23 protein-coding genes, 3 pseudogenes and 1 riboswitch are annotated in these 26,574 nt (G+C 69.4%); of the genes and pseudogenes, 15 read left to right on the forward strand and 11 right to left on the reverse strand.

Annotated elements, in window-relative coordinates:
- Positions 1–25: 25 nt before the first annotated feature.
- Both ACIRU3_RS24960 and ACIRU3_RS24965 read left to right on the forward strand, forming a co-directional pair.
- Positions 26–841, forward strand: coding sequence for an NAD(P)-dependent oxidoreductase (locus ACIRU3_RS24960; RefSeq protein ID WP_404060100.1), 816 nt, complete (start codon positions 26–28; stop codon positions 839–841).
- A gap of 134 nt (positions 842–975) precedes the next feature.
- Positions 976–1,240 (forward strand): annotated as a pseudogene (locus ACIRU3_RS24965) (transposase); the annotation flags it as partial.
- 6 nt (positions 1,241–1,246) lie between these two features.
- Here ACIRU3_RS24965 and ACIRU3_RS24970 read toward each other — a convergent pair.
- A pseudogene (locus ACIRU3_RS24970) lies at positions 1,247–1,379 on the reverse strand (IS5/IS1182 family transposase); the annotation flags it as partial.
- A 71-nt stretch (positions 1,380–1,450) separates the two neighbouring features.
- On the opposite strand from ACIRU3_RS24970, the gene ACIRU3_RS24975 reads away from it, so the two are divergent.
- The gene (locus ACIRU3_RS24975; protein ID WP_404060103.1) at positions 1,451–1,735 is read left to right on the forward strand and encodes a hypothetical protein; all 285 of its coding nucleotides are present in this window, start codon (positions 1,451–1,453) and stop codon (positions 1,733–1,735) included.
- A gap of 208 nt (positions 1,736–1,943) precedes the next feature.
- Here the strand turns inward: ACIRU3_RS24975 and ACIRU3_RS24980 are convergent, their stop codons facing one another.
- The gene (locus tag ACIRU3_RS24980) at positions 1,944–2,504 is read right to left on the reverse strand and encodes a TetR/AcrR family transcriptional regulator (protein ID WP_404060106.1); all 561 of its coding nucleotides are present in this window, start codon (positions 2,502–2,504) and stop codon (positions 1,944–1,946) included.
- Positions 2,505–2,601: 97 nt separating this feature from the next.
- Here ACIRU3_RS24980 and ACIRU3_RS24985 point away from each other — a divergent pair, with 97 nt between their 5' ends.
- The 5 genes from ACIRU3_RS24985 to ACIRU3_RS25005 all read left to right on the forward strand — a co-directional run bounded on the left by ACIRU3_RS24985 (position 2,602) and on the right by ACIRU3_RS25005 (position 7,512).
- On the forward strand, positions 2,602–3,204 hold the full coding sequence (locus tag ACIRU3_RS24985) for a DUF2867 domain-containing protein (protein ID WP_404060109.1): 603 nt from the start codon (positions 2,602–2,604) through the stop codon (positions 3,202–3,204).
- Between the two features lie 749 nt (positions 3,205–3,953).
- Positions 3,954–5,024, forward strand: a complete 1,071-nt coding sequence (locus ACIRU3_RS24990) for a hypothetical protein (RefSeq protein ID WP_404060112.1) — start codon at positions 3,954–3,956, stop codon at positions 5,022–5,024.
- Between the two features lie 264 nt (positions 5,025–5,288).
- Positions 5,289–5,696: a hypothetical protein gene (locus tag ACIRU3_RS24995; RefSeq protein ID WP_404060115.1), complete on the forward strand. Its 408-nt coding sequence runs from the start codon at positions 5,289–5,291 to the stop codon at positions 5,694–5,696.
- Between the two features lie 786 nt (positions 5,697–6,482).
- Positions 6,483–7,187 (forward strand): DUF4232 domain-containing protein, encoded by a 705-nt coding sequence (locus ACIRU3_RS25000; protein ID WP_404060118.1) that lies wholly within the window; start codon positions 6,483–6,485, stop codon positions 7,185–7,187.
- Positions 7,188–7,368: 181 nt separating this feature from the next.
- On the forward strand, positions 7,369–7,512 hold the full coding sequence (locus ACIRU3_RS25005) for a hypothetical protein (RefSeq protein ID WP_404060121.1): 144 nt from the start codon (positions 7,369–7,371) through the stop codon (positions 7,510–7,512).
- A gap of 525 nt (positions 7,513–8,037) precedes the next feature.
- Here ACIRU3_RS25005 and ACIRU3_RS25010 read toward each other — a convergent pair.
- From ACIRU3_RS25010 to ACIRU3_RS25020, 3 genes and pseudogenes are all read right to left on the reverse strand, one after another.
- Positions 8,038–8,746, reverse strand: a pseudogene (locus ACIRU3_RS25010) (FAD-dependent oxidoreductase); the annotation flags it as partial.
- Positions 8,721–9,785: a PP2C family protein-serine/threonine phosphatase gene (locus tag ACIRU3_RS25015; protein ID WP_404060124.1), complete on the reverse strand. Its 1,065-nt coding sequence runs from the start codon at positions 9,783–9,785 to the stop codon at positions 8,721–8,723. The pseudogene ACIRU3_RS25010 and the gene ACIRU3_RS25015, both read right to left, overlap by 26 nt.
- A 596-nt stretch (positions 9,786–10,381) precedes the next feature.
- On the reverse strand, positions 10,382–10,558 hold the full coding sequence (locus tag ACIRU3_RS25020) for a hypothetical protein (RefSeq protein ID WP_404060127.1): 177 nt from the start codon (positions 10,556–10,558) through the stop codon (positions 10,382–10,384).
- 663 nt (positions 10,559–11,221) lie between these two features.
- Between ACIRU3_RS25020 and ACIRU3_RS25025 the strand changes: the two genes are divergently transcribed.
- On the forward strand, positions 11,222–11,944 hold the full coding sequence (locus tag ACIRU3_RS25025; protein WP_404060130.1) for a transglycosylase SLT domain-containing protein: 723 nt from the start codon (positions 11,222–11,224) through the stop codon (positions 11,942–11,944).
- Between the two features lie 298 nt (positions 11,945–12,242).
- Here ACIRU3_RS25025 and ACIRU3_RS25030 read toward each other — a convergent pair whose 3' ends face one another.
- Positions 12,243–12,821: a TetR/AcrR family transcriptional regulator gene (locus ACIRU3_RS25030; RefSeq protein WP_404060134.1), complete on the reverse strand. Its 579-nt coding sequence runs from the start codon at positions 12,819–12,821 to the stop codon at positions 12,243–12,245.
- Between the two features lie 272 nt (positions 12,822–13,093).
- On the opposite strand from ACIRU3_RS25030, the gene ACIRU3_RS25035 reads away from it, so the two are divergent.
- Genes ACIRU3_RS25035 through ACIRU3_RS25050 form a run of 4 tightly spaced genes read left to right on the forward strand, consistent with a single transcriptional unit; the run spans position 13,094 to position 17,946 of the window.
- On the forward strand, positions 13,094–13,690 hold the full coding sequence (locus ACIRU3_RS25035) for a (2Fe-2S)-binding protein (RefSeq protein ID WP_404060137.1): 597 nt from the start codon (positions 13,094–13,096) through the stop codon (positions 13,688–13,690).
- Positions 13,687–14,679 carry an FAD binding domain-containing protein gene (locus ACIRU3_RS25040; RefSeq protein ID WP_404060140.1) on the forward strand — a complete coding sequence of 331 codons (993 nt, stop codon included), beginning with the start codon at positions 13,687–13,689 and terminating at the stop codon, positions 14,677–14,679. Before ACIRU3_RS25035 ends, ACIRU3_RS25040 begins: the two co-directional genes overlap by 4 nt.
- Positions 14,676–16,808: a xanthine dehydrogenase family protein molybdopterin-binding subunit gene (locus ACIRU3_RS25045; protein WP_404060142.1), complete on the forward strand. Its 2,133-nt coding sequence runs from the start codon at positions 14,676–14,678 to the stop codon at positions 16,806–16,808. The genes ACIRU3_RS25040 and ACIRU3_RS25045 overlap by 4 nt, the downstream gene beginning before the upstream one ends.
- On the forward strand, positions 16,801–17,946 hold the full coding sequence (locus ACIRU3_RS25050) for an XdhC family protein (protein WP_404060145.1): 1,146 nt from the start codon (positions 16,801–16,803) through the stop codon (positions 17,944–17,946). The genes ACIRU3_RS25045 and ACIRU3_RS25050 overlap by 8 nt, the downstream gene beginning before the upstream one ends.
- Before the next feature lie 68 nt (positions 17,947–18,014).
- Here ACIRU3_RS25050 and ACIRU3_RS25055 read toward each other — a convergent pair whose 3' ends face one another.
- Positions 18,015–18,893 carry an MBL fold metallo-hydrolase gene (locus ACIRU3_RS25055; RefSeq protein WP_404060147.1) on the reverse strand — a complete coding sequence of 293 codons (879 nt, stop codon included), beginning with the start codon at positions 18,891–18,893 and terminating at the stop codon, positions 18,015–18,017.
- Between the two features lie 12 nt (positions 18,894–18,905).
- Positions 18,906–18,973: riboswitch (guanidine-III (ykkC-III) riboswitch) on the reverse strand.
- 98 nt (positions 18,974–19,071) lie between these two features.
- On the reverse strand, positions 19,072–20,196 hold the full coding sequence (locus ACIRU3_RS25060) for a PP2C family protein-serine/threonine phosphatase (protein WP_404060422.1): 1,125 nt from the start codon (positions 20,194–20,196) through the stop codon (positions 19,072–19,074).
- A gap of 396 nt (positions 20,197–20,592) precedes the next feature.
- Between ACIRU3_RS25060 and ACIRU3_RS25065 the strand changes: the two genes are divergently transcribed.
- On the forward strand, positions 20,593–21,825 hold the full coding sequence (locus ACIRU3_RS25065; RefSeq protein WP_404060149.1) for an FAD-dependent oxidoreductase: 1,233 nt from the start codon (positions 20,593–20,595) through the stop codon (positions 21,823–21,825).
- Between the two features lie 119 nt (positions 21,826–21,944).
- On the opposite strand, the gene ACIRU3_RS25070 is transcribed toward ACIRU3_RS25065, so the two are convergent.
- A complete protein-coding gene (locus ACIRU3_RS25070; RefSeq protein ID WP_404060152.1) occupies positions 21,945–23,111 on the reverse strand; it encodes a PP2C family protein-serine/threonine phosphatase in 1,167 nt (388 codons plus the stop codon).
- 184 nt (positions 23,112–23,295) lie between these two features.
- Here ACIRU3_RS25070 and ACIRU3_RS25075 point away from each other — a divergent pair, with 184 nt between their 5' ends.
- Complete coding sequence (locus ACIRU3_RS25075; RefSeq protein WP_404060155.1) at positions 23,296–23,727, forward strand: hypothetical protein; 432 nt, start codon at positions 23,296–23,298, stop codon at positions 23,725–23,727.
- On the opposite strand, the gene ACIRU3_RS25080 is transcribed toward ACIRU3_RS25075, so the two are convergent.
- The gene (locus ACIRU3_RS25080; RefSeq protein WP_404060158.1) at positions 23,678–25,648 is read right to left on the reverse strand and encodes a SagB family peptide dehydrogenase; all 1,971 of its coding nucleotides are present in this window, start codon (positions 25,646–25,648) and stop codon (positions 23,678–23,680) included. The genes ACIRU3_RS25075 and ACIRU3_RS25080 overlap by 50 nt on opposite strands.
- Complete coding sequence (locus ACIRU3_RS25085; RefSeq protein ID WP_404060160.1) at positions 25,546–26,355, reverse strand: SGNH/GDSL hydrolase family protein; 810 nt, start codon at positions 26,353–26,355, stop codon at positions 25,546–25,548. The genes ACIRU3_RS25080 and ACIRU3_RS25085 overlap by 103 nt, the downstream gene beginning before the upstream one ends.
- Positions 26,356–26,574: the final 219 nt, after the last annotated feature.

Genomic DNA, 26,574 nt, shown 5'->3' on the forward strand with positions numbered 1-26,574 from the left:
CAGGGGCCTCGGGTTAGCGTTAGATGTGGCTGAGACGATCGGTTTCATCGGTGTTGGCGACCAGGGCGGGCCCATGGCGCATCGGATTGTCGATGCCGGTCTGCCCTTGGTGGTCTGGGCGCGGCGCCCCGAGGTACTCGATTCCTACACGATGAAGGGTGCGAGTGCTGCGGCCGGCGTCGCGGAGCTTGGCGCACAGTGTGAGCACGTCGGAATTTGCGTGTTCAATGACGCGGATGTGTTCCAGATTACTGACCAACTGATCCCGGTAATGGAAGCAGGAAGCCGAATCGCCGTCCATTCCACCGTACTGCCCGACACCGTCATCACGCTGGAACGGCAGTGCGCCGAGAAGGGCATCATGCTGATCGATGCACCGGTCAGCGGCGGCTCCGCTGCGGCCGAGACGGGCACACTCACGGTCATGTGTGGCGGTCGGCAGGAAGCATTCGACGCGGCGCTGCCGGTGTTCCGCACTTTCGGTAAGAAGATCGCACTGCTCGGGCCGGCTGGATCTGGACAGCGAGCGAAGATTATCAACAATGCCCTTTTTTCAGCCCATATGGGCATCGCCATGGCAGGGCTCGAGGCGGGTGCTGCGCTCGGTATCGACCGTGCGCAATTGATCAACCTGATCAAAGAGAGCAGCGGCCGCAGCCTCGGCTTTGATTTTTTTTCGCAGCTAACATCGCCCACAGCGTTCGCGCACCACGCGCTGAATCTTTTGAAAGACATCAACCTGCTGAAGTCCGTGCTGCCCGACCACATCTGCACCCACGAGCTCGATGCCGCTTCCGCGCGTTTCCTCGCCGCAGCGACTGAGCCTGGATCCACCACGTGAAGCTGCTGCGGTGTGGAAGGCAGAAGGGCGCCTGCCGGCGCAAATGGATCGCCAGACAGCGGAAACCAGAGAACTGGGCGGCGCCCGCCAGGGCCTCTGACAACGGCTAGCGCAATGAGGTGGATCGGCCCTGATTGCCGTGTCCGGGACGGCAGTTGAGCGTTCGGTCCGGTGTGGGGATATCGCCGTGGATCGTGTCGGATGACCCGTGGGAGCGCCTTGAACCTCTGCTGCGGCAGCGTGAGCGGCGTTTCCGGTATGCGGGTCGCAAACCGTTGCCGGACCGGGAGGTGCTGTGCGGAATCTTGTACGTGCTGCACACCGACATCCAGTGCCAGTTACTTGCCGCAGGATCTCGAGGTCCTGCTGGCCGAACTGAACGCAGCCCCGCGGCTGGACTGGGTGGGTGACGTCGTTGCGGTTGCCGCCGGTCAGCGGGCCTGCGAGCCGGGGTGCCCTGCCCGTCGGTGATCAGGTGGTGCTTTGAGCCGGCCCGGCCTCGGTCGACCGGCGAGGGACCCGTGTGCTGCCCCCGCTCTGACATGGGAGGAGTCGACCACACGCCGGCTCGACCTGCTCTGGGACGGGACCCCTGACGAGGCGCACGCCTTGCGTGACGCCCTCGCCCTGTGCGGCTGCACCGAACTGCCCGATCTCGACCGCTCGCAGGTGGGGTACCGGGTCACCGGTGCCAGCGGAGACCTGTGCACCCCCGCTCTGCCCTGGGGCGCCATGGATGTCACTCCCTGCTTGATGGGGGCCGAGATCACTCGTGACCCGGCCGGCTTCACCATTCGCTATGCCGCGCTTGACGATCTGGTCCGCATGCGGCGAGCCCTCGGCCGTCCGAAGGACCACCGCCGCGCAGACGAACTCGCGCGACTGCACACCTGACCCGGGATGACCAGCTCTCACCGTCGCTTCGCGTGAACGGTGGTGCTCCCGCGACTTCGTCGGCGTCGTCCGCTGTCGGCATACCGCCAACGGCAGGGGCTTCGCTTACGTTGGTCCGGTCGCACCCCCGATACGTCGGTGACCCGTCACGTGAGGGTCGAGGTGATGTTTGCTCCACGGGGAACTGTGCGAGGGTCGAGGGAAGGCGCTACCTCAGGAGCCATTTCCGGGTCAGCTCCATCACTTCTGCGCGGCTGCGGCCGCCGTGGTCGGCGGCGATGAAATGGTTGCCGATCCGCACTGAGTAGGTGAGCAGGCAGCGGACTTCGACGTCGTCCTCGTCGGCGCAAAAGGAGCTGAACAGCGAGCGCAGATAGTCCATGCGCCGGTTGTCGACGCGTCGGAGTCGGTGTGCGACGGCCTCGTCGCGCCGGGCCCAGTCGCGGATCGCGAGGTCGATCTCGGTGCCGGTCACTGGCCCGTCGGCGAATGAAGAGACGAGTGTGAACAGCCGGTCCAGCTTGGCGCGGGCATCTCCCCCTTCGCTCTCGACATCCTCGATCACAGCCTCGGTGACCTCGCGTTCCCACGTGTCGAGCATCTCGCTGAGCAAGGCGTCCCGATTTCGGAAGTAGCCGTAGAAGCCACCCTTGCTGACGCCGAGCGCCTGCGCCAGCGGCTCGATCCGTACGGCCTCCGGGCCGCCGACGGCGAGCACTCGCAAGCCCTCCTCGATCCACCTGCCGCGAGGCGTACGGGCCTTGGCCATGATGTGGCTCCCCTCACGTCTTCCGCATCATCTATACGGTGCCGTATAGCTGGGTCTAACCTCTTCTATACGCCATCGTATAGAAGAGGATCAGCTCATGAGACTCCCCGGAACCGCGCACACGTACCGCCCTTGGCGGATCCACGAGATCACCCGCGACTTCCGTCTTGAGGACGTGTGGGCCCTTCCGACTCCAGGAGGGCCCGACGATCTCCCGCACCTCGTGGGCCAGATCGCGAACGGCGGGGGCGCCAAGACAGCGATCTCCTCTCCCGTGTACCGCGGACTCTTCGCGATCCGCTGGATGCTCGGGAGATTGCTCGGCTGGGACAAGGACGGCACCGGCATCGACGCCCAGGTGCCGACGCTGCGCGACCGGTTGCCGGCAGACCTCCGAGAAGGCCCCCGGGGACCCGACTCCCAATCACTTCCGTTCACCTCCGTCTACCAACTGCACGACGAGTGGGCGGCCGAGATAGTCAACCGAACCGTGCACGCGGTGATGCACATCAGCTGGGTCCCGGACAAGGCCGACGGCTATCGCGGACAGATGGCCGTCCTGGTGAAGCCGAACGGGCGGTTCGGCATCCTCTACATGGCCGCCATCAAGCCCTTCCGGTATCTGGGGGTGTACCCGGCCCTGTTCCGAGCGATGGGACGCAAGTGGCAGGCAAGCGCCGGTGAAAGGGCCGCGGGATAGGTGGGCTCAGAGGAGCGCGTAACAGCCGCCACGGCGATCGTGCATCGGCGACCCGTCAGACCGAGCGATACACGTGCTGCACGGCCGAAAGCTTCCCACCGTACGGGCGCCTGGCACGCGACCGCTCCAACGACGGCCAATTCCTGCACCACGTGCCCAAGGTCGACTTCAAGAACAACGGCTCCGTGATGAGGACGCGCACATGATCGCAGCCGCCGGATCAGCCGCGGTAGGCCTCCAGCAGCCGCCGCAAGGTCAGCTGAGTCCGGCGGCGACACCTAACGAGGCTCGCCACAACAGCGTTGCTGTCCCGGGCCAACGAAGTTTGATCATTCGCGGGCCATGAGGTGGGTCAGGGGCCCGGATCGGCACCCGCCAGGTCGAGGTCGCGGTGAACGGTCAAACCTCGATGGCACGAGACCAAGGTTCGATGGCACAGGACACGTGACACGGTTGACCGGAGCCAGTGACTACACGCGACTCTGAGCAGGGCTCATGGGCTGGCTGCGGCTGTGTGTGGATGGGGTGGTGCGGAGCAACTGCACAGGTCCGCCGTCGTGGCGCCCACCACGGCCACGACCCCGAGGCAGAGCAGGCCACTGCTGACGAGGGCTGCTGCTCCGACGCGACGACATCCACGAAGCCTTCCTGAGGAGCGATCGTCTTTTCTCCCAGCGCCGGCCGGTCTCGGCCGGCCCGCTCCGACTGGCGGCCGGGGCCTGTCAGTGGCTGGTGGAAAGATCACCGGCATGGTTTTCGTACGTACTACTCCGCCGCGGCCTGTCGACGTCACCGCGGTCTTTCCTGAGCTGGCTCCGTTGGCACGTGCCGCGATTCGGCTGCATCCACGTGCCGGGGCGCCCTCGGTGCGCGACAGTTCCGTGGGCGGCCCGTTGCTGTGGCCGTCTGCAGAGCCGTGGCCGCACTGCGAAGGCTCGCACCTGGACAGTGGGTTTCGCCAGTCTCCGGCAGAAGTGCGGCTCGAGAGGCGCATGCGGGCCCGGCGACACCGTGATCCGCATGGTCCCGCTATCACGCCCGAGGAAGAGGCGACAAAGGAACGGAACGCCGCGATGCTCACGGAGCGACACGGCGCAAGCCCCCCGTGGCCCGCGGACTGCCCGGTGCCCCTGTTGCCCGTGGCCCAGCTGTATCTGCGCGACATATCCCTGTTGCGGCCGCCCGGCCGGGCCGATCTGCTCCAGGTTCTTTGGTGCCCCTACGACCATGATCCGGATTACAAGCCGTCGACCGCACTGTTCTGGCGGTCCGCCGTCGCGGTCGTCGACATCCTCGCCACACCGCCAGAACCGTACGAGGCGGACTGGCCGGGCTATGTGCCGGAGCCGTGTCTGCTGGCACCAGAAGCAATCACCGAGTATCCCAACAGCCTCGATCTCAGCCCGGAGATGCGGCTGATGGTGGAGGACTGGAACAGATGGCAGGCAGCCGATGTCGGCGTGGACAGCTCGTACGCGGACTGTCCGGCGGAGTTCTATGACTGCAATCTGGCTGCCGCTCCCGGCTGGAAGGTCGGGGGCTGGCCGCCGTGGGGCCGCACCGACCCGTACCGCCGATACTGCGGTGTGTGCGATGTGCAGATGGTCCCGCTGCTGACCATCGCCTCCTTCGAATGGGACGGTGGCGCGCGACGCGGCTGGGTGCCGTACGAAGACCAAGCCGCCGCCTACGCCGCCGGTCATTACGCTGGCCAGCGCCCCTCGCAGCCGACCGCGGTAGAAGTTGGCAGCACCGACAATATGCAGCTCTACGTCTGCCCGGCCTCTCCCGAGCATCCGCATACCGATCTGATCCAATGAGCTGTCGGGCTTGTCACACGCCCTTCGTAGCCCCTGACAGAAGTGCTGCCGAGTGAGGGTATGTGACAAGCCGCTTGCCTCGTTTGTGCCAGCCCACCTATTTCGATCGATTCCACTCGCCACGTCATCCGGCTATGGCGGTGACAACTACTGAGCCTCGGCACAGTTCATGAGCCGAAGCACGACAGTCGTCACCAACACGGCTCTACCGTCACCAAGGTCGAAGGCGCAGGCGGGGTACCGCGCAGGGGGTAGCGTTCCCGCATGACGTCAGCGTCGCCCCGGTTTCCGCCGTATCCGCTCCGTGGCGTGCGCGTGCTGCATCAGAAGCAGAACTGCGCGCCGCATTTCGCGGAGATCGCGGTGGATTTCGAGCCCGCAGCCGAGGGCTTCGCCTTCGAGGTGGCCCATGGGCTGACAGTGGAGTACGAACCTGCCGAGGACCTGCCACGCTTCTTCGCGGCTGCCGCCGCAGGCATCGAGGAGCAGCTGAGCTTGCCCGAGCACGGAGTCGTGACCGCCACTCGGGTGGTGCTCCGGCATGCCCGCGCCGATGCGTCCGGCTCTCACGAACTGGCGTTCAGAATCGCGGGCTATCTCGTCGCCCGCAAGGCTTTGGAGTCCACGGGGATGGCCGCGACTCCGGGCGGCGCCCCTCGCGACGGCGGGTAGCTCGATCCGCACCGTCAGCTGGGCCGACTCAGACATCAGCCGTGCTGCGGGACGGAGTGACAAGAAGCGCGCCGATCTGGTGACGACTTTCCTTGCTTCGACCAAGCGGAAACGCAGGTCAGCGCCAGCCTTGGTGACGGCTTCCGTGCTTCGGCACAGTTCGGCCGCGCAGCATTCGCACGGTCCGCTTCGGCACTCACGCTCCGTTGTCCTCCAGACCCCCAGCGTCTGGGGGACCGACCTGTGAAGGACCTGGGAAGCCGGGGCCAGAAATACCCCGGAAAGCGTGTGAGGTCTCCCCCCTCACCATCTGATGGTCAGGGAGAAGGCCACCGCGGCCCCGTTCCTGGCGTCCTCGGCCAACCAGGCCGTTCAACCTGGCCGACGCCGGGGGAGTGTGGCTCGGCTGCCTGGCACTCGTGGACAGGCTTCGGCGTGACATCACCGGCGCTTGCCGGGGTATCACCGGCGGTGCTGGGGCTGGGCGCCGCGGGGGTCGCGTACGCGGTGGACCGCTGGCCAACCGTTCCGCGGGCGGGGCGGGAGCGCCTTGCTGGCCTTCGCTGTGCCGCAGCAGCCGGAGGCGCTGCACCGTTGACGGACGCGGCGTGAACACCGGTGTGTCTGTGCCCAGTTGCCTTGTTACCGAATGCGGACAGACCCGGGGGAACAACGCCCGCACCGACGTCATCTCACGGGGTGCAGCGAAACAGCCGATGCGGCCGGTCGCCCCGCGGGAGCAGGGGGAGGCGCCGCGTCCTGACAGACCATGGGGGAGCCATCATCATGACCACGCACCGTGCCCGCCGTACCGCCCGTTCCGCCACCCTGGCCGCCGTCACCGCCGCGCTGGCGCTGGGCCTGACCGCCTGCGGTGGCGCTGAGGACGGCTCGAAGGCAGCGGGCGGCGACCACGCCGCTGGCACCGCGCAGAGCCCGTCGGCGTCCAACGGCAAGGGCAGCGCGGAGCAGGCCAACAGCGGTGGTGACGTCAAGGAGAAGGTGCGCTCGGCGACCGCCTCGGGCGGGACGAACAAGGTCGCGGGCAAGGGCACAACCGCCGGCGCCCAGCAGTGCCGCGGAGACGAGATGCTGGTCACCGCCGTGCACCGGTTCGCCGGTCAGCAGGGCGACCACCTGCTGGTCACGGCGTCGAACGAGGGCACCAAGCCATGCTGGGTCACCTCGTACCCGGCAGTGAAGCTCGGCGAGGACGTCGACGGCGCCGCACTGCCGCACTCGAAGAAGGACACCCCGGGCGGCGACAAGCACATCACGCTCCGGCCCGGAGGCAAGGTATACAGCGCGGTGAACCTTTTCGACTACGGCTCGAAGAACCACACGGCGCACTCGTTCGCCATCGCTCTGCGCGGCGCGGACGGTCACATCGGCCCCTTCTACTCAGTCGACTCCAAGGGCCAGAAGCCGCAGTTCAGCTGGAACGAGGCCGATGTGCTGAACTGGAACACCGAAAAGCCGTACAACTTCTGACGGGCCGTCGGCCAGTGGCGCGTCGGCACGTCACCACCGTCCAGCACGTCTACGGTCAGCAACTCGCAGGGCTCTCGACGTGCGGCGCCGTCTGGGGGACGCGCCGGCGGGCCTTCCTCCCACTGTCGCACCGTCAAGCAGCCAGGTGCGCCCAGTGCGGAACGGACGCACTGTCGTGGCCATGCCGGCGAGGCCGGACGACCGGGAGCAGCAGCACGGCGGCTGCTCCCGGGGTGAGAACAGCGAGCGCACCGAAGACTGTGGTCGCTGGCGGCAGGTCTTCGTCGGCGACGGACGCCAGGCCGGCGAGGAACAGCGCCGTTGAAGGCGAGCAGTATCGACGCTTTGCCGTCCGTACGGCCGATCTCCGTCGCGACTGCGGAGCAGGCGGCATCCGAGTTCTTGTCGGTGTCGGTGACCGTGGTAGTCATGGACAGCTTTCCCTGATCTCGAAGGGGTGAAGGGAAGTGGGGCGGCCGGACCTTGCCTCTGCGACGGTCGCCCGGCGCACACTTGTCCCCGGGCCGCACAGGGCCCGGGTCAGTGGTGCGCGCTGCGCGGCCCGCCGGTGTGTGTCTGGAGCCGGGGAGGCCACGTAGGTGTCGGGGCTGGGCACGTAGCCGGTGTGGCAGGCGGCGCAGCAGTCCTGAGTGCGCCGCGGCACTGCCGCAAAGCACTTGTCGCCCAGGTGTGCTGTTGCGGCACGGTGGCAGTCTCAAGGGGCTGATTCCAGATGTAGATCGTGATCGTCTGCATCAGGACCGTCGTCGTATGCCCGCACTGATCGCACCGACTGTCCGCCTGGCTCGAGGCACGAGTGGGGGCCTTGTCCAATGGTCATGAGTCAACCCAGGCGGGCCCGGTCGCAGTAGTCCCAGCCGTACTGGTGGGCGCCGGCGACGCGGGCGAGGTCGTAGTCGACGCTTGCGATGCGGCGCCCGCACTGCTCGGCCTCGCGGCTGGTCAGGCCGACGGAGGCGATCTCGGGGGTGGCGAAGACGACCTGGGGGACGGCCGCGTGGCCGGCGGTGGATGCGCGCCCAGGGGGCGTCGTCGACGGGCCCTCCCTTGGCGCGGGCGTCGATGACGGTGCCGGCGATCCGGGCCTGGTACTTGCCCTGATGCGTCATCAGGGCGCGGCGGTTGACGTCGCCGACGGCGCGGGTCTGCGGGGCGCGGCCGGTTGCCAGCAGGATCTCGTCCGCGGCCAGCTGCCCGCCGTCGGAGAGCGTGATCCGCACCTCGGGCCTCGCCGCCCTCGCGGGCCAAGGAGGTGACGGTGGTGTTGAAGCGGAGGTCCACGCCTGCTTCGCGCAGTCCGTCGGCGTCCAGTTCACCGGCGAACGGCTCCAGCCGTTCGAAGAGCCCGTTCTCGAAGACCAGCATGGTCACCTGAAAGCCGGGGCCCTGCTCGGCACTGGTGGCCTCGCGGCTGGTCCAGGGGCAGACGGTGCCGAGTCCGGGGATGGGAGCAGGGGAACGCGGGTGCCGGCGGAGACGGCGTGCCGGGCGGTCAGGGCGGCGGTGTCGCCCTCAGGGGTCTGCATGGCCACCTGCTTTTGTCTTGCTGGTGCATCGCACAGTGAGGGCGAGGATCGCCTGGTCGTCGTTCTCCGTTGTCTGCGACCAGTCCTCCACGTCCTCACGGAGGAAGGACACCACGGCCTCGGGCTCGGGCGCCTCGTGACCGCCGAACCGCGCCGCAAGCCGGTCCTGGATCGGATAGAAGGCACCGCTCGTGTCGCGGGCTTCGCTGAATCCGTCTGTATGGACGACGAGCACCTCACCGGGAGAAAGGGGATGGACGGTTGCCTGAGCACCGTTCGGGGACAGCGTTCCGAGGCCCAGGGGCAGTGCTGGTGAGGTACCGAGTTGCCGGACGCCCCGCGGTCCGATCACGAGCGGGGGCGGATGTCCACGATCTACGATCCTGACCTCATCACCCGAGTCGGGGATTTCCAGGACCAGGGCGGTCACGAAGAGTTCCGGATCTCCTGGGTCGCCGGACGGGTTGTTGCGAACGATGCTGAGTTCCAGCCGCTGGGCCAGGTTCCTCAGGCTCGGCCACTCGTGCGCGGAGACTCTGAAGCTGCCCAAGACCGCGGCTACGGTCTGTACCGCTGCCAGGCCTTTGCCGCGCACGTCGCCGATGATCGCCCGAACACCGAAGGGCGTCTCGCACACGTCGTAAAGATCGCCGCCGACGAGTGTTCCTCCCACGCCTGCGGCATAGAACCCGGCGACCCGTACCGGTCCAAGGCTCCGTGGCACCGGACGCAGCAGGGCACGCTGCATGGCCTCGGCCACCGAGTGAGCATGCACCAGATGTTGTTCCGTCCGCTCGCGCTGCCACGACTGGGCCGTACTGACGATGCCGATGAACAGCGTGGACACGTACAGCGCGACATGATGTTGCTCCGCGAAGTGACCGGCCCGCCGCGCGGCCATCCACAGCTGAAGCCCCAGGCACACCGCTGTCGACACGGCCGTGCTCCGCGGCCCGCGTGTCGCGGCGGTCAGCGGCGGCACGGCGACGAGCAGAAAACTCACCGGCTCCTTGCCGTGAATGGCCAGCTCCGCCACGATGTCGGCCAGCACGACGACCAGTGGCAGCCACCAGACCCAGCCCTGGCGCCGGGGTGAACGCCACCACCAGGCATGCCGTGGTCGGGCCGTGCTCTGTGCGGCCGCGTGAGGACGACGTCGAGGCATACCCGCACCCTAAGAGCGTCACCGGCTCAGATCCGTCATGCTGCGTGTCATGTCGCCGGGCCCGGAATACCGGTGGGCCGTCATGGCCAGAACAGTGGGCCTGGACCCGGGCCAGGTGGTGGATGCGCGACGCCCGGGCACGAGCTGGGCCCGGCAGCGTGGGCCGGCGGGCGTCGCCCGGTTCGACAGTCTTGCCCGTGTCCTTGGCCTGGTAGATGCAGCATCGAGGACCCGGCATGGTCCATGCTCGCGGCGGCGACGCGGAATGGCAGCAGTGACTTCCGCGATGCCGACCTGTTCCAGTCGGCGTTGGCGGCCGCTCGCATGGTTGAGCCCTACCCGGAGCTGGTGGCTGCGGGTTCTCACCTGCTTGCGGTTGGATGTCGGTCTGTCTGAGTCCGTCGGTCCCGCCGCTGCCCGGCGGTCACCGAGCATCGTGAGCCGGCAGCGCGTCGTAACGGCGCGGCCGGCACACGGCGCCCTCAGGCGTGCAGGGCACGCATCGGACCGAAGTCCATCGCCCGGCCCGACTCGTGGATGATCCGTGCGGCCGTGCGGTTCACCTCAGCTGGGTCACCGCGTTCGGCGACGAGCCTGTCGTAGATCGGTGCATCGCCGAGTGCCGGGCGCGCGACACGGGCGCCGTCGTGCTGGTTCACTGCTGAAATCCCTTCCCCGTTGGCACAAACGAGCAGTGAGTGTACGGGTGCGCGGCATGCATGGGTTTCAAGTAGCAGGGATCCGGCCGTTGATGGGGATGATTGAACGTGGGTTTGGCCGGATTCTTGTGATGGAAACGACGGCAGCAGAACGCGGGTGCGGAGCAGTCGGAAAGATCCTCGTCCGTACATCTGCCGCCTGACCGTCCTGAACGGTTGACGTGCCCTTCGAGACGCCGGAGGCGAGGCGATCAGCACCTCAAGATCGGTGGTCAGGTAGCGGTGGACGGGCCCGCGATCCAGGCCGGGCCCGCGCCGCACCCCCGGAACAACATCCTTCACTGATCACCGGGGCAGGTGGCCGTAGCCGTAACCGGATCCTTCGGTGCCGTGGAGTTCGGCGGGGCGCCGTTTGCGAGGTCCTCGGCGGGGCCGGATGGTGGGACACCGCACACCCCGGAGAACGCTCGTCCTCGACCTCGGAAGTGGGTTCAGATCCGATGCAACCTGGCGCCGGCCCCGTGCGTATAGGAGGCGATGACCGCACTTCGCATGGGGAGGGGATCTCATGTACTTGGACCGTTCGGCCGGGCGGACCGCTGGCCGTCTCGGTGCCGCTGTCACGGCCTGTGTGGCCCGCGATCCGGCAGTTGGGAGGCCGGCGTGAGCCGGATTTCAGTCCGGGGATTCGCGGTGGCTTCGGCCACGGCGGTCACCGCCGTAGGCGCCGTTTCCGGTGTTGCCTCAAGCAGCACCGGCCGGCCCGGAGGTGACGCCGAGGCGACGGCCACCGACGCGATGCTTCTCGCTGACATGCCGCCGGGTCAGCAGGCTCGGGTGCAGACCGCGTCCTTGACGCAGCAGGCCGACGCACAGGCCATCGCCGCCGACGCGAGTGCCAGGAAGATCGCCGAGGAGTCGGCCCGCAGGCGGGCCGCCGCGGACGCGGTGACCAAGCAGAAGGTTGCGCAAAAGGCCGCGCAGGAGGCTGCGAAAAAGGCCGAAGAGGAAGCCAAGGAGCGCAAGGCGGCCCGGGAGACGGCCAGCCGCTCCGCGACACGCGATGCCTCCAGCTTCCCGGTCCAGAGCTCCTACACCGTCGCGCAGATCCAGGCGCTGGCGCGTCAGATCGTGGGCGCGGGCCAGTTCCAGTGCTTCAGCAACATCGTGGACCACGAGTCCACCTGGAACTATCGGGCGGTCAACCCGACCTCCGGTGCCTACGGTCTCGTCCAGGCATACCCCGCCTCCAAGATGTCAAGTGTGGGCGCAGACTGGCAGACCAACCCGGCCACGCAGATCAAGTGGGGCCTCAACTACATGAACGAGAGGTACGGCAGCCCCTGCCAGGCCTGGTCGTTCTGGCAGGCCCACCACTCGTACTGAGTAGCGCGTCCGTCCGGGCGCGATCGCTCATCCTCTCGGAGCCCTGCACCGTCATTTCGGTGGGGGGCTCCGATGCTTTGTGGCCGGGCCTGCCACGTGCGGTCCGAACCGGATCGGATACGACGAGATGACCGCGCTCGAGGCCGCCGGACGCTCCGGCCACCCCACCCTGCTTGCCCGGCTGCGCGAACAGGGAGCGAAGTCCGCCGACGAACTCGCCAGACGCTCCCGCACCCGCCTGCCTCCCCGTACCCGCCTGCTGCTCCCCTCGGCCGGTGCGACAGCGACACGGCGGCGCTCACCGGCCGGGCGCGCCCGTGCGCAGGCCGTCCATGACCAGGTCGAGGAGCCGGGCGGCGCGTGGCTGCCAGTCCTCGCGCGGGTCGAGCTGCCAGAGGCCGGCGATGGCGAGGACGAAGTCGTCCGCGGCGACTCCGGGGCGGATGGTGCCGGCCTCCTCGTTCGCGCGGAGCAGGAGTTCCGCGGCGGAGGTCACCGGAGTGGGGGCAGGCTTCGCCGGGCTTCCCGGCGCGCTGGTGACATGCCGGATCGCGTCGGCCAGGCCGGCCTTGGTCATGGCGAACTCGGCGAGCCGGTCCATCCATGCTCGCAGGGCCTGTTCCGGTGTGCGGGTCCCGAGAAGATGGGCCGCGCTGTCGGCGACCTGCTGCATCTCGTGGCGATAGATCTCGAGGACGAGCGCCTCGCGGTTGGGGAAGTTTCGGTAGAAGGTGCCCTGTCCGACGCCGGCCTTCTTGGCGATCGTGCTCAGCGGGGCGTCCGCGCAGTGCGTCAGCTCGACGAGTGCCACTTCCAGGATGCGTTCACGGTTGCGCTGCGCATCCGAGCGCAGGGGTGCGTCCTTCTTCTGCTGCACTCGTCCTCCTCGAGGGTTCGTGGCCGAACCTCGCCCTTGCTAACCGGACAGCTGTCCGCTACGTTTCCAGGAACGGACAGCTGTCCGGTTGTGTCCACGATAGCGGTGGACGTGCCCCCACGACAGTTGGCAGCTGCCCCTCTTTTGCCCAAGCATCCCGCGGATTCGGCTTGCATATGCGGCCTCGGTCCGCACCGTGCGCTCTCTACGGCATCCGGCACCCCGGTTGCCGGACCATCCCGTCTGTCCTGGTAACGCGAAAGAAGCTCCTCATGGCCTCATCGACGTCCAGTGTCATCACTTTGAAGATCAACGGCGAGAAGTACACACTGCCCGTCGACCACCGCACCACGCTGCTCGACGCATTGCGCGAGCGCCTCGATCTGACCGGCACCAAGAAGGGGTGTGACCAGGGTCAATGCGGTGCCTGTACCGTCCTGTTGGACGGTCGGCGGTCCGTCGCCTGCCTGCAACTTGCCGTGGCGGCCGAGGGCCGCGAGATCACCACCATCGAAGGTGTGGCCGACGGTGAGCAGTTGCACCCCGTGCAGCAGGCCTTCCTCGATCTGGACGGTCTGCAGTGCGGCTACTGCACCCCGGGACAGATCTGTTCGGCGATCGGGGTGATCCAGGAACACGCGGCGGGCTGGCCGAGCGCCGTCACCGACGACATCCGGCCCGAAGCCGGATCACCACCCCTGTCCGCCGACGAGATCCGAGAGCGGATGAGCGGCAACCTGTGCCGCTGCGGCGCGTACGTCTCGATCGTCGAGGCGGTGGCCCGGGCGGCCGAGGCCGGGCCGTACCCGGACACGGCTCCAGCCGTGCGCGTCAGCCCCGAAGCGGGGACGAAGGAGGCCGTGGCATGAGGGAGTTCGGCTATCAGCGGGCGTCCGACGTCGCCGGGGCCGTCGCGCTGCTCGGCGCCGATCCGGACACGCGCTTCCTCGGCGGCGGCACCAACCTCGTGGACCTCATGAAGACCGGCGTCGAACGGCCTGCCCGGCTCATCGACATCCGCGAACTCCCGCTCGACGAGATCGAGTCGACGCCGGAGGGCGGCCTGCGCATCGGCGCCACCGTCACCAACGGCGACCTGGCCGCCCACCCTGAAGTCCGGCGCCGCTACCCGGCGCTGTCGCAGGCGGTGCTCGCCGGCGCGTCCGGGCAGCTGCGCAACATGGCCACGGTCGGCGGGAACCTGCTGCAGCGCACCCGCTGCGGCTACTTCACCGACGTCACCAAGCCCTGCAACAAGCGTGTCCCCGGCAGCGGTTGCCCCGCCGTCGAGGGCGAACACCACAACCACGCGGTCCTGGGCGCGTCCGGCCACTGTGTGGCCGTACACCCCTCGGACATGGCCGTCGCACTCACCGCCTTCGACGCCGTCGTGCGCTTCGAAACCGCTGACGGACCGGGGGAACTGCCGCTCGACGAGTTCTACCTGCCCGTCGGCGACACCCCGCACCGTGAGACCGCCCTGCCGCCGGGTGCACTGATCACCGGCGTCGTGCTGCCCCCCGCCCCGGTCGCCGCCCGCTCGCACTACCGCAAGGTGCGCGAGCGCGCCTCGTACGCGTTCGCCATCGGCTCGGTCGCCGCCGCGCTCGACGTCCGTGACGGCGTCGTCCGGGACGTGCGCCTGGCCCTCGGCGCGGTCGCCTCCCGACCGTGGCGGGCCGCCGCGGCCGAACGTGTCCTGACCGGTGCGCCGGCCGACGTGGAGACCTTCGCCGCCGCGGCGGACGCGGAGTTGGCGGCGGCGCGGCCGCTGCCGCACAACCGATACAAGGTGACCCTGATGCGCAACCTCGCGGTGGCCGTGCTGACCGAACTCGCCGAGGAGGCCGCCCGATGACCACCGTCACCACCGGAACACCCACGCCGACGCCCTCCGTCGGCACCGCGCACACCCGCGTGGAGGGCAGGGACAAGGTCACCGGAGCGGCCCGCTACGCGGGCGAGGTCCCCTTCGACGGCCTGGCGCACGGCTGGCTGGTGCTGTCCACGGTCGCCCGCGGCCGCATCCGCGGGATCGACGCCGCCGCCGCCCTCGACATGCCGGGCGTCCTCGCGGTCCTGGACCACCGCAACGCCCCGCGCGTGGAGACCGATTACGCGGGCCTGATGGGATCGAAGCCGGACCCGACCTGCGCCGTCTTCCAGCACGACCGGGTGCCGCACCTCGGCTGGCCGGTGGCGTTGGTCGTCGCCGAGACGTCCGAGCAGGCCAGGGAGGCCGCAGAGGCGCTCGTGGTCGAGTACGAACAGGAGCCCCACGACGTCGGTTTCAAGGGCGAGCATCCGGACGCCTACCCGGTGGACGGCCATGTGCCGGCGGTGACGGCCAAGGGTGACCTCGACGCCGAACTGGCCGCGTCGGCCGTCGTCGTGGACGCCGAGTACACCACGCCCGAAGAGCACCACAACCCGATGGAACCGCACGCGGCGACCGCCCGCTGGGACGGCGGCCGCCTCGAGGTGATCGACTCCAACCAGGGCACCACCTGGGTCGTCGGCGAACTCGCCAGCCTCTTCTCGCTCGACCCGGCCTCGGTGCGCGTACGCTCCGAACACGTCGGCGGCGGCTTCGGCAGCAAGGGCGTCCGCGCCCACCAGGTGGCCGCCGTGATGGCCGCCACCGTCCTGCAACGCCCCGTACGTGTCGTCCTGACCCGCCGCCAGATGTTCTCACTGGCCGGCTACCGCAGCCCCACCACGCAGCGCGTCAGGCTCGGCGCCGGTGCCGACGGACGGCTGCGCGCACTGGAGCACCGCTCGGTCAGCCTCACCTCCACCGTGCACGAGTTCGTCGAACCGAGCGCCGGAGTGGCACGGGTGATGTACGACGCCGACGCCCACCACACCGCCAACCGCGTCGTACGGCTCGACGTGCCGACCCCGACGTGGATGCGCGCCCCCGGTGAGGCGCCGGGGTCGTTCGCCCTGGAGGCGGCGCTCGACGAGCTCGCCGAGAAGTGCGGGATCGATCCCATCGAGCTGCGGCTGCTCAACGAACCCGACAAGGGGCCCGTCTCCGGCCTGCCGTTCGCCGGCCGCAATCTGCCCGCCTGCTTCCGGGAGGGCGCGCGCAGGTTCGGCTGGACGGACCGGGACCCGCGTCCCGGCCTGCGCCGGGACGGACGCTGGCTGCTCGGCACCGGGACCGCGGCGGCCTCCTTCGGCGCGGGCGCTCTGCCGTCCACGGCGAGCGTGACCGCTCATCCGGACGGCACCTTCACCGTCCGTATCTCTGCGGCCGACATCGGCACCGGGGCCCGTACCGCACTCACCCTGGTCGCGGCGGACGCACTGCGCGTGCCGCCGGAGCAGGTCCATGTGCGCATCGGCGACAGCGACTTCGGACCTGCCATGATCGCCGGCGGTTCCATGGGGACCCGCTCCTGGGCCTGGGCGGTCACGGCCGCGGCCGACGAACTGCGCGACAGGCTGGCCCTGGGCACCGGCATCCCCCCGGAGGGAATCACGGTGCGCTCGGACACCACCGCGGCCATCGGCGCTCTCGCTCCCGCCGAACGCCACTCCTTCGGGGCGCAGTTCGCCGAGGTGGCCGTGGATGTCACCACCGGCGAGGTGCGCGTGCGGCGGATGCTCGGAATCTTCGCGGCGGGCCGCATCGTCAACCCGCTCACCGCACGCGGTCAGTTCCGGGGCGGCATGATCTGGGGCATCTCCATGGCCCTGCACGAGGAGGCGGTCCGGGACCGCGCCTCGGGCGGTCACGTCGGTGCCGACCTCGCGGGCTACCACGTGGCCACGCACGCCGACGTACCCCACATCGAGGCCGACTGGATCGACGACCCCGACCCGAAGGACCCGGTCGGGATCAAGGGCATCGGCGAGATCGGCATCGTGGGCGCCGCGGCCGCCATCGCCAACGCCGTCTGGCACGCGACCGGCATACGCCATCGCAGCCTGCCGATCAGGCCGGACCGCGTCATCCTGGCGGGAGAGCCACGTGCTTGATGTCGCCGAGGAGTTGCTCCGCTGGATCGAGGACGGCCGGGACTTCGCCGTCGCCACCGTGCTGGCGGTGGGCGGCAGCGCGCCGCGCGGTCCCGGCGCCGCCCTCGCCGTCGACAGCGAGGGCACCGTCATCGGCTCGGTCTCCGGCGGGTGCGTGGAGGGCGCCGTCTACGACCTGTGCCGACAGGCCATCCAGACGGGCCACAGCGTCACGGAACGGTTCGGCTACAGCGACGAGGACGCCTTCGCCGTGGGACTGACCTGCGGCGGGACGATCGAGGTGCTGATCACACCGGTGGCCGGGCAGGCGCCTGCCCGCGCGGCCCTGTCGCCCGCCCTCTCGGCCGTGGTCCGCGGCGAACCGGCGGCCCTCGCCCGGGTCGCCCGCGGCCCGGCCGAACTCCTCGGCCGGGCTCTGCTGGTGCGCGCCGACGGCACGTACGACGGCTCACTCGGCGGCTTGGCGGAGCTGGACCGGACGGCAGCGGCCGAGGTCCGCGCGCTGCTGGAGGCCGGGCGCACCGGGACGGTGGACATCGCCGCGGACGGCTCGCGCTGTCCCGACGGCCTCACCCTGCTCGTCGAGTCGAACGTGCCACCGCCGCGCCTGATCGTCTTCGGTGCGGTGGACTTCGCCTCGGCGTTGGCGCGTGCCGGCAAGTTCCTCGGCTACCACGTGACCGTCTGCGACGCCCGTCCCGTCTTCGCGACACGGGCCCGCTTCCCCGACGCGGACGAGGTCGTCGTCGACTGGCCGCACCGCTACCTGCGGCGCACCGGAACCGACGCCCGTACGGTCCTGTGCGTGCTCACCCACGACGCGAAGTTCGACATACCCCTGCTGAAGGCGGCCCTTCGGATGCCGGTGTCGTTCGTCGGTGCGATGGGCTCGCGCCGCACCCACGAGGAACGCAACCGGCGTCTGCGCGACGAAGGCGTGAGTGAACGGGAGCTGGCCCGGCTGCGGTCCCCGATCGGCCTCGACCTCGGCGCCCGCACGCCGGAGGAGACCGCCCTGTCTATCGTGGCGGAGATCGTCGCCGCCCGGCGGGGCGGGACAGGCATCCCCCTGACCGGCTCGAAGACGCCGATCCACCGCGACAGGGGCGACGAGGGCGGGGCGACGGCGGCCGCGTGAGGGACCGGGGCGCCCCGACGGTCGGACGGGTACGGGCGCCCTCGGTCCCCCTCGCGGCTACGGAAGGCTCAGCTGTGTGGACAGAGGACGAAATCGGAGTGGGCGCGCCAGGACGGGTCGTCGCCGAGTTCGGTGAGCGCCTCACGGATCCGGCGCAGGTGGGCGAGGGTGAGCTGGAGCGGCGGCTCGTCGGGCTGGTAGGTGGTGCGCACCGGGTAGTCCACGCCCGCCACGGTGCTCATCTCGATGTGGCAGCCGAGCACATGGGTGACCGACCGGCGCTCGGCGAACTCGATCAGGCGGTCGACGCTGCGGGTGAAGGCGGGGACGTCCTGGATGTAGAGCCGGCCGGGATACACACTGTCGCCGGTGAGCAGCAGGCCGGTGGCCGGGTCGTAGAAGGTGACGGCCGCCTCGTGGTGACCCGGGGTGGCCAGGCACTCCAGGGCCCGGCCGCCGAGGTCGACGCGGGCGACGGCGTCCGCGTCCGTGTCGAACCCGAAGTACTCCCAGGCGGTGGCGCGGTCGGCGGCCACCACCGTGGTGTCGGGACGGTCCGCGAACTGGCCGTCGCCGGCGATGTGGTCACCGTGCCCATGGGTGTGCAGCACGACCAGTCGGTATCCGTCCCGGGGGTGTCGGGCGAGCCAGGACGCGAGGAGCCCGTCGACCACCTGGCGCAGCGGGAAGAACTCGGCGGACTCGGTGGCGCCGGTGTCGATCAGCACCGCCCGCTCGTTGCCGCACAGCAGGAACAGGAACGGCGCCTCGTAGTGGACGGACATGTTCTGCCGCAGGATGAATGTGTGCTCGTCGTAGGCGTGGACCTGGATGTCCGGGTCGGTGTTGTGCTTGGCCGACGGCGAGCCGTGGATCCAGCTCACGTCCAGAGGGCGCGCCACGGGCGCGTCGCCGGTGAAGTCGATCATGTGCGTGCCGGTGTCCACGATGCCTCCGCTGGTGCGTCGTCTTGGCGGGCCGGGTACGGCGCACATCTCGTCCGGGGCAGGCACGTCGGAGCCTCCGCCGGGACGCTACCACGGTGTCCGGCAGGTGGGACCGGGGCGATCCCGGGGCCGCTGACATGCCGTTCGACGCCGACCACCACGAGGTCCTGGCCGGCCGTCAGCACGGTGAGCTGGTTCCGCCCGCCCCGGCCGGCGGCGAAGGAGCCGCAGCCGGTTCGTCGGCGACCAGACAGACGGTGAGAGCTGCGGTGTCGTCCTCCAGGCGGTCGTGGCTGTAGGCCAGCAGGTCCTTGTGGAGCTGCTCCAGCAGCTCCCGGGGTGGCAGGGGACCCCAGGAACGGAGGCGCTGGAGCAGGGGGTAGAAGCAGCCGGCGGGGTCGCGGGTCTCCGTGATGCCGTCCGTGTAGAGCAGGAGCTGGTCGCCGGGCAGGAACTCGTAGACGTCGACCTGATACGCGTCTCCGACGAGCATGCCGAGGTTCAACGGCGGAGCCGACCGCCCTCTGTCCAGTTCGCGTACCTCGCCGGGACGGATCAGGAGCGGGGGCGGATGGCCGCAGTTGACGACGCGGACGAGCCGGCCGTCGGCGGGGATCTCGGCGAAGACGGCAGTCACGAACCGCTCGCCCAGTTCGCTTCCACCGAGCAGCGTCGCCCTGCGGTCCATGCTCGTCTCCACACGGTCCGCCAGCGCCGGAAGATCGGGTTCGTCATGGGCCGCCTCGCGGAACGCACCGAGCATGTGGGCCGCGGTCTCGACCGCGAGCAGGCCCTTGCCGCGGACGTCGCCGATGAGCAGCCGGACCCCGTACGGGGTGGGGACGGCTTCGTAGAGGTCGCCGCCGATGCGTGCCTCCGCGAAGGCCGAGAGGTAGAGACTTTCCAGGAGAAGGTTGCCGATCCGGTGCGGGACCGGTCTGAGGAGGACGCGCTGCGCGATCTCGGCCACGAAGCGTACGTCGGCGAGCGTGCGCTCACGGCGGGTCCGATGGGCGGCGAGGATCGTGCCGAGGGCGCCCACCAGGGCGGTGCAGATGTAGGAGGCCACGTAGTGGCGGTCCCACAGATAGCCGACCGACCGGCCCGCACAGCACGGGGTGCCGGCCAGCACCCCTTCGAGGACCACGGCGAACGCGGTGGCGCCCGCGACCACGACGGGCCCGTGGGCGAACGCGGTCACCAGAGGTACGGCGATCAGCGCGAAGCTCACCGGCCATTCCACGGGGGTGAGGGGTTCGAGCGCCAGAAGGGCCACGATGTACAGGACCGGAAGCCAGCGCACCCACGCCGGGGGCGCGGGCAGCCGGGTCCGTACGGCCATGGCGGCCTCCGGCTCCCGACCGGTGCGTCCGTGCCTCACCCGTCGCTCCTGCACGCGCAGGCCGTCGCGGCTGCCGGAGCGGCCCGGGGGGCGTGGCGTGCGCGCGGACGACATGCCTGACGGTTCGGCTTACGCGGCCTTCGCACACCCGACTCCTGTTACACGACCCCGACAAGGGGTCCAGCCTCCTGTGCGGGGCCGCGGCACACCGGTGATTGCGCCGCTTGGCGGCATGTTTCGGCCGTCCCGCTCGGCTGGACATGCACCGTCGGGGCCGGACGCCGGAGCGCGGGCACGGCACGGGGGTACAATATTCATCGACCGATGAATTACTGCTCCTGTGAAGGGCAGACAGTGATGGAACAGACCACGTGCTGTGTAGTCGGAGGCGGCCCCGCGGGCATGGTGCTCGCCCTGCTGCTGGCCCGGGCCGGCGTGGCGGTGACGGTCCTGGAGAAGCACGCCGATTTCCTGCGCGACTTCCGCGGCGACACCGTCCACCCCTCCACCTTGGCGCTGCTGGACGACCTGGGTCTGGCCGAGCGTTTCGCCCGGCTGCCCCAGCGCCGGGTGAACACCGTCCAGCTGCCTCTCGGGTCAGGCCGCTCGACGGTCACCGTCGCAGACCTCACGGTGCTGCGCGGGCCCTACAACTACGTGGCGATGGTGCCCCAGTGGGACCTGCTGGACCTGCTCGCGGACGAGGCCTCGCGCGAGCCGTCCTTCCAGTTGCGGATGAGCACCGAAGCGACCTCCTTCCTGATCGAATCCGGACGGGTGACCGGGGTGCGCTACCGCACCACCGATGGCCGCACCGGCGAGTTGCGCGCCCTCCTCACCGTCGCCTGCGACGGCCGCGGATCACTGGCCCGCTCCCGACCGGAGCTGGGACTGCGCAGCTTCACCTGCCCGATGGACGCCTGGTGGTTCCGCCTTCCGCGCCACGAAGGCGACCCGCGCGGACTCGTCGGCAGCGCAGGCGACCGCTTCCTGACCGCGATGATCGACCGTGGCGACTACTGGCAGTGCGCGGCGCTCATCCCCAAGGGCACCGACACCCAGCGCCGCGCCGCCGGCCTCGACCGCTTCCTGGCCGACTTCACCACCGCCGTCCCCTGGATCGCCGACCGCGCGCACGCGCTGGGCTCCTGGGACGAGGTGAAGCTGCTCGACGTACGCCTGGACCGCCTGCGCCGCTGGCACCGTCCGGGCCTGCTCTGCATCGGCGACGCCGCGCACGCCATGTCCCCGATCTTCGGTATCGGGATCAACCTCGCGGTCCAGGACGCCGTGGCCGCGGCCCGCCACCTGACCGCGCCACTGCGCCGCGGGACCGTACGCCCGCACGACGTATGCGCTGTGCAACGGCGCCGCCGCCCCACCACGGTCGTCACACAGGCACTCCAGCAGGCCGCCCACGCCCGTGTCATCGCTCCCGTCCTGCAGGGGCGCCCACCTCTCGGCAGCGCAGAGCGAGCCCAGGGCATGGCACGCCTGCTCACCGGGTCACGTTGGATGCGCCGGCTGCCCGCGTACTTCATCGGGTACGGCGCACTTCGAGAACGCCCACCGGCGGCGGCCGTGCGGTAGCCGCTGCCGTACACACGATGCGCGCGCGGACACTCACCGGCGGAGTGGGCCCGTGCGGAGCCCCAGCTGCCCTCGTCGTCCAGCAGGATCCTCCCGACAGCACCTGGTCCGGAGGGCGCTCAGCGGCCGGCTGAGCGAGCAGCGGGGCTCGGCTCGTGCGCGCTCTCCAGGACCCGGTCGACGAGAATCATGGCCACGTCGTCCATGAGGGCGTCATGGGTGTGGCAGATCAACCGCCGGTGGAGCTCCTCCAGGAACTGCTGCGGAGTGACTGCGTCCAGAGCCTCCATCGCCGCGGGCAGGGGGAAGAAGTCGCCGGACTCGTTGCGAGCCTCGACCACACCGTCCGTGTAGATCAGCAGTCGGTCACCCGGCTCGAAGGCATAGCTCTCCGTAGCGGCCGGAGGGCCGGCTGTCAGATCCTCCAGGCCAAGGGGTGGCATGGGCGCACGGGGGCCGAGAGCGCGGGCTCTGCCCTGATGCAGGACCAGCGGAGCCGGATGGCCGCGGTTGACCAGCTGGACCACGGACCCGTTCGTTATCTGGGCGACCAGCACGGTGACGAAACACTCCATTTTGTATTCTTCGTCGTGGTCGGCGGTGGCGCGTTCCCTCTGCACGGCGGCTGCGCAGCGACTGACGACTTCGGTCAGGTCGCGCTCGTAGTGAACGGTTTCCCTGAATGCACCCAGTACCGCCGCGGCTGCGCGCACGGCGGGCAGGCCCTTGCCCCTGACATCGCCCACGATCATCCGAACCCCGTAGGGGGTCTGGACGGCCTCATACAAGTCACCGCCGATCTGGGCCTCTGACTCCGCTGCCAGGTAGATGCTGGCGGCACGGAGCGGACCCAAGCGGGGGCTCACGGGCCGTAGCAGGACATCCTGAGCCGCTGCGGACACGCGGCGGATCCGATTGAGTTCGTTTTCCCTGCGCTTCCGCATGACATTGCTGATCACGACGCAGGCGACCGAGACCACGACGAGGCCCAGGAGGTTGCTGTACACCTGACCTTCTCCCCAGGCCTGATGGATGGTGGCGGACGTACTGCTGACGGCCAGGGCACCGACCGCTGCCGACAGCGTGCCCAGGGGGCCCATGGTCAATGCGGCAAGCGCCGGCATCGCCGTCAGGAGCGGCCCGGTGTACAAGAAGTGCATCGGCGAGAGTTCGATGCCCAGTCCGACGAGCAGGACTGCGAATGGCACGCATTGCCCCAGCCTTAGGAGAATGTGGCCATGATCGCCCGCTCCTGACTCGGCGGAGGTGCGGAGGAGCCACCGCATGAGAACAGCGTGCCTCTCCGCGCCCCGATGTTCCACCCGCGCCCACGTCGACAACGCAGTGATGACAACGCGCAGGTTGCAGTCGCGGTGCCGACGGATTGCGGTGATCCTGTCAGGAGAGCGTGGCCGGCCTCGCACGGGCAGTGTGCGTCGGTGGCCGCGCTGTACCAGGAAGGCCGCGCCCATGACAGCGATGCCGAACAGAACACAGCGCGGGCACGGGGAGCCCGGCAGCAGCGAAATGATGAACCCTGCGTCCTTGTTCGCCGGGTCCATGATGATGCTGAGCGGGCCGCTCAGCATTCTGATGGGCGCATCCGGCATCGCAGAGGACACCTTGTTCGCCGCGTCCCGGTACGCCTACCGGTTCGACCTGACCGCATGGGGCTGGATCCACCTTGTGGTCGGTGTGGCGCTCGTCGTTGCCGGCCTCGGAGTTCTGACGGACAAGAGCTGGGGCCGTGGGGCCGGCGCAGCGGTGGCAGGGATCAGCCTGATCACCCAGTTCATGTTCGTTCCGTACTATCCGGCGTGGTCCATCCTCGTGATGACACTCGACCTCTTGATCATCTTTGCGCTGACGAGGATCCATATCGGAGCCGACCGCGGTCGGTGAACCCCCTCCGTGCCGATGTGCCGACCGCAGCGGCGAGCATGCAGGCAGCGCCTGTCTGCAGCACGCCTGCGACCTCGTCGTCGAAGAAGGTGAGGGCGGATGCTCCGTATCCCAGCGCGGATGCGGCCAGTTGAAGGCGACCGATGACAACACCCGCCTCAGCCTGCGCGCCACGGTAGCCGCGGTCGCCGAGAGCCGGCAGCAACGTGGCCAGATCGGAGCAGGAGAACACGGTGAACGCGGAGTCACCGGCCACTGCCTGATCGAGGCAGAGATGCGTGGCGACGGAGCGCACCTCCGGGAGGGGCAGGAGACGTCGAGCGGTGAGCGCAGGGTACCGGTGGAGGTAGTGGCCGGGCTCCATTCCGTCGACGGTGTGCACGGAAAGGTGATGTGTCAGCAGGGTGTGACCTTCAGGGATCGCATCCATGGGAACCGGGCGGGTGGCGCACGCCATTGCCCAGTTCAGCACTTCTTCGGGGATCGGCTCCGGGGTCATGGTGCGGGTCGTGGCGTGTCCGAGAATGAGCGCATCGACCGGCTCGGCACCGAGTGCTCGGGGCGCCGGTGGAGTGATGGCCGCCGCGGGCCCATGGCCGCAAGGCTCTCGTCTCCAGGTCTGGACCTCGTCCTCGCCGCGCAGTACGCCCGCAAGCTGAGCCACCGTGATCACAGGAAACTCCACCGGCCCGGCCGGCAGTTCCTCGGCCGCGACTGCCACCGGGGCCATGTGGTCCACGAGCGGCCGGGGCCTGCTCGGGCTCTGTCCCAGGGCCACCACGACCAGCGGAAACTCAATTCGGCCGTCGATACCGAGCAGATGGCACAGCATGGCGTCCTGGAAGCCGAACAGGAGCCGAGCGTCAATGCCGTAGGCGTCCGCGACAGCCAGCAGATTGGCGATCACGGTGCCCGCGTCCCAGTAGAGGTGCCGCCAGCCTCGCTCGGCGTACTTCCAGGCCGTACGCCAGGGAATTCCTGTGAGGACGACGAATGCCTCGGCAGCCGGCCGATCCGCCGACGACGCCGTTGCGTTCTCGACGAAGGCCCGGTGATCACCGTCACGCAGGCGTTCCAGCCCATGTACCTGCGCCGCGAAGTGATAGACCCCGTTGTCGAGGCCGCTCAGGCTGCCGGGGACCACGTAGGCCTCCACGGGGTGCAGATTGCCGGCCGACGAAGCCGGTCTCCTGGGCCGACGGCTCCCCGGGGAGACCCTGATGACACCGAGTGAGAGGTGCAACAGGCGGGCCAGGTCTTCGACTTCCAGCTTCGTGCCGCGAGGCCGTGTGCGCCCGCTGAGGACGTCCGTGGCTGCGGCTGCGCCGGCTGGCAGATCACTGGGCAACTCGACGACAGGAGTCAGGGGAAAGCGCTTGAAGACGTCCGGCTCGGTGTGTGGGTCCTGTTTCGTGTATCCGGCAGGTCGCGGTGGCCGCCGGACGAAAGGCCCCGTGCTGTTGCTGGACCAGCTGTGACAGTCGCGGGGATGAACGCCAGCTGAGGCAACGCCTGACAGGCCAGGACCAGGGAGAGCCGACCCGCAGTGGCTCCAGGCAGGGCGAGCACCGAGAACGCCAGCGCCACCCGGGCAAAGCCGTTGCCCAGCACGGAAATGACCCGCGCGGAGATGAGGAGGACGAACTGCCGGTTGCGCCAGAGCGGCGACCCGTCCGAAGTCACTGTCATGGGCAGGCACCCTACGGATCCTGGGGGAAAGCGCGCTCTGAATCAGCCACTCCAACTCCCCGGCCCTGCCGGATGCCTGCGCCGCCGTGCCCTCGACGGGCCGGTCCGGACCGGCCGGCGGGGCGGTGCTCAGACCGCTCCGCTGAGCAGGGGAAGGTAGCCCAGGGACTGCCCGGGTGCCGTCGGGTGGTACGACTCGACGAGATCCAGTGGGTCGACGCTGCGCAGCCACGGGCTGGACGAGCAGATCTCGTGCCCGGCGAAGGCACTGCGGGCGTCGGCGAACGTGAACCCGTGGTGGATGGCCCCCCTGGCGATCACACTGTTGAGATGATCGACGGCGGCGTTGAGCGCGGACCTCTCCGTGTCCCGGAGGCCGATCGAACAGGTGCCGTGGAGCTGGTAGAAGTGGGGATAGCCGAGCACCACGACCCGGGCGGCGGGTGCCCTGCTCGTGATGGCCGAGTAGAGACGGTCGAGCCTGCCCGGGAGACTTCCGTCCACGAACGAGTCCGCCGCGGCTATGGCGGACAGGCATGCGGTCTGCCCAGGCAGGACGCAGAGCGCCATGACCTTGGCGAAGCTCGAGTCGCTGCCACCGACGGTAATGCTGACCAGGCCGGTTCGGCGGCTGAGCGGGCCGAGCTGGTCGGCCATGACATCGGTGGTCCGGGCGCCGTTGCAGGCGGTGAAGCTGAACGACGACGGCGCGTGGGCCGCGGCCCACAGGACGGGATATGCCCGGCTGCTGCGCCGGCAGTCCGCGTCGGACGTGAAGTAGCTGCCGGCTCCGACACCGGACGAGTAGGAGTCACCGAGGGCCACGTAGCCCGTGGCTGCTGTGCTGGGCGCCGCTTCCACTGTCGCGGGACCAGCGAGGGTGCAAGCGGCGGCGAGGAGGAGGGAGGACGCACAGGGCGCTATTCGGGACTGTCGCATAACTCTCCTCTATCGCGGCTCGGGCGGCCCCGCCCGACAGGGCCGTCCGCCCTGCTCGGCCGCCTTGACAAAGGTCCTCGGCCGTGCGGCGGGCGAAGGGCCTCCGTGCCGGCGGCCGCGTCGGCCGGACTCGGGCGCGTGTCGGTGTGCCGCCCCCGTATCCGAGTTCACCCGGTGAGCCGTCACCCGTCCGGACCAGTGTCCGTGCACCTGGCGGAC

The organism is Streptomyces sp. NPDC101151, from assembly GCF_044768335.1.
Taxonomy (GTDB): Bacteria; Actinomycetota; Actinomycetes; order Streptomycetales; family Streptomycetaceae; genus Streptomyces.

Bases quoted from the DNA above. Each gene is read 5' to 3' on its own strand.
- ACIRU3_RS24980 (WP_404060106.1), bottom strand. From the start codon at position 2,504: ATGGCCAAGGCCCGTACGCCTCGCGGCAGGTGGATCGAGGAGGGCTTG.
- ACIRU3_RS24985 (WP_404060109.1), top strand. From the start codon at position 2,602: ATGAGACTCCCCGGAACCGCGCACACGTACCGCCCTTGGCGGATCCAC.
- ACIRU3_RS24990 (WP_404060112.1), top strand. From the start codon at position 3,954: ATGGTTTTCGTACGTACTACTCCGCCGCGGCCTGTCGACGTCACCGCG.
- ACIRU3_RS24995 (WP_404060115.1), top strand. From the start codon at position 5,289: ATGACGTCAGCGTCGCCCCGGTTTCCGCCGTATCCGCTCCGTGGCGTG.
- ACIRU3_RS25000 (WP_404060118.1), top strand. From the start codon at position 6,483: ATGACCACGCACCGTGCCCGCCGTACCGCCCGTTCCGCCACCCTGGCC.
- ACIRU3_RS25005 (WP_404060121.1), top strand. From the start codon at position 7,369: ATGCCGGCGAGGCCGGACGACCGGGAGCAGCAGCACGGCGGCTGCTCC.
- ACIRU3_RS25035 (WP_404060137.1), top strand. From the start codon at position 13,094: ATGGCCTCATCGACGTCCAGTGTCATCACTTTGAAGATCAACGGCGAG.
- ACIRU3_RS25040 (WP_404060140.1), top strand. From the start codon at position 13,687: ATGAGGGAGTTCGGCTATCAGCGGGCGTCCGACGTCGCCGGGGCCGTC.
- ACIRU3_RS25045 (WP_404060142.1), top strand. From the start codon at position 14,676: ATGACCACCGTCACCACCGGAACACCCACGCCGACGCCCTCCGTCGGC.
- ACIRU3_RS25065 (WP_404060149.1), top strand. From the start codon at position 20,593: ATGGAACAGACCACGTGCTGTGTAGTCGGAGGCGGCCCCGCGGGCATG.
- ACIRU3_RS25070 (WP_404060152.1), bottom strand. From the start codon at position 23,111: ATGCGGTGGCTCCTCCGCACCTCCGCCGAGTCAGGAGCGGGCGATCAT.
- ACIRU3_RS25075 (WP_404060155.1), top strand. From the start codon at position 23,296: ATGACAGCGATGCCGAACAGAACACAGCGCGGGCACGGGGAGCCCGGC.
- ACIRU3_RS25085 (WP_404060160.1), bottom strand. From the start codon at position 26,355: ATGCGACAGTCCCGAATAGCGCCCTGTGCGTCCTCCCTCCTCCTCGCC.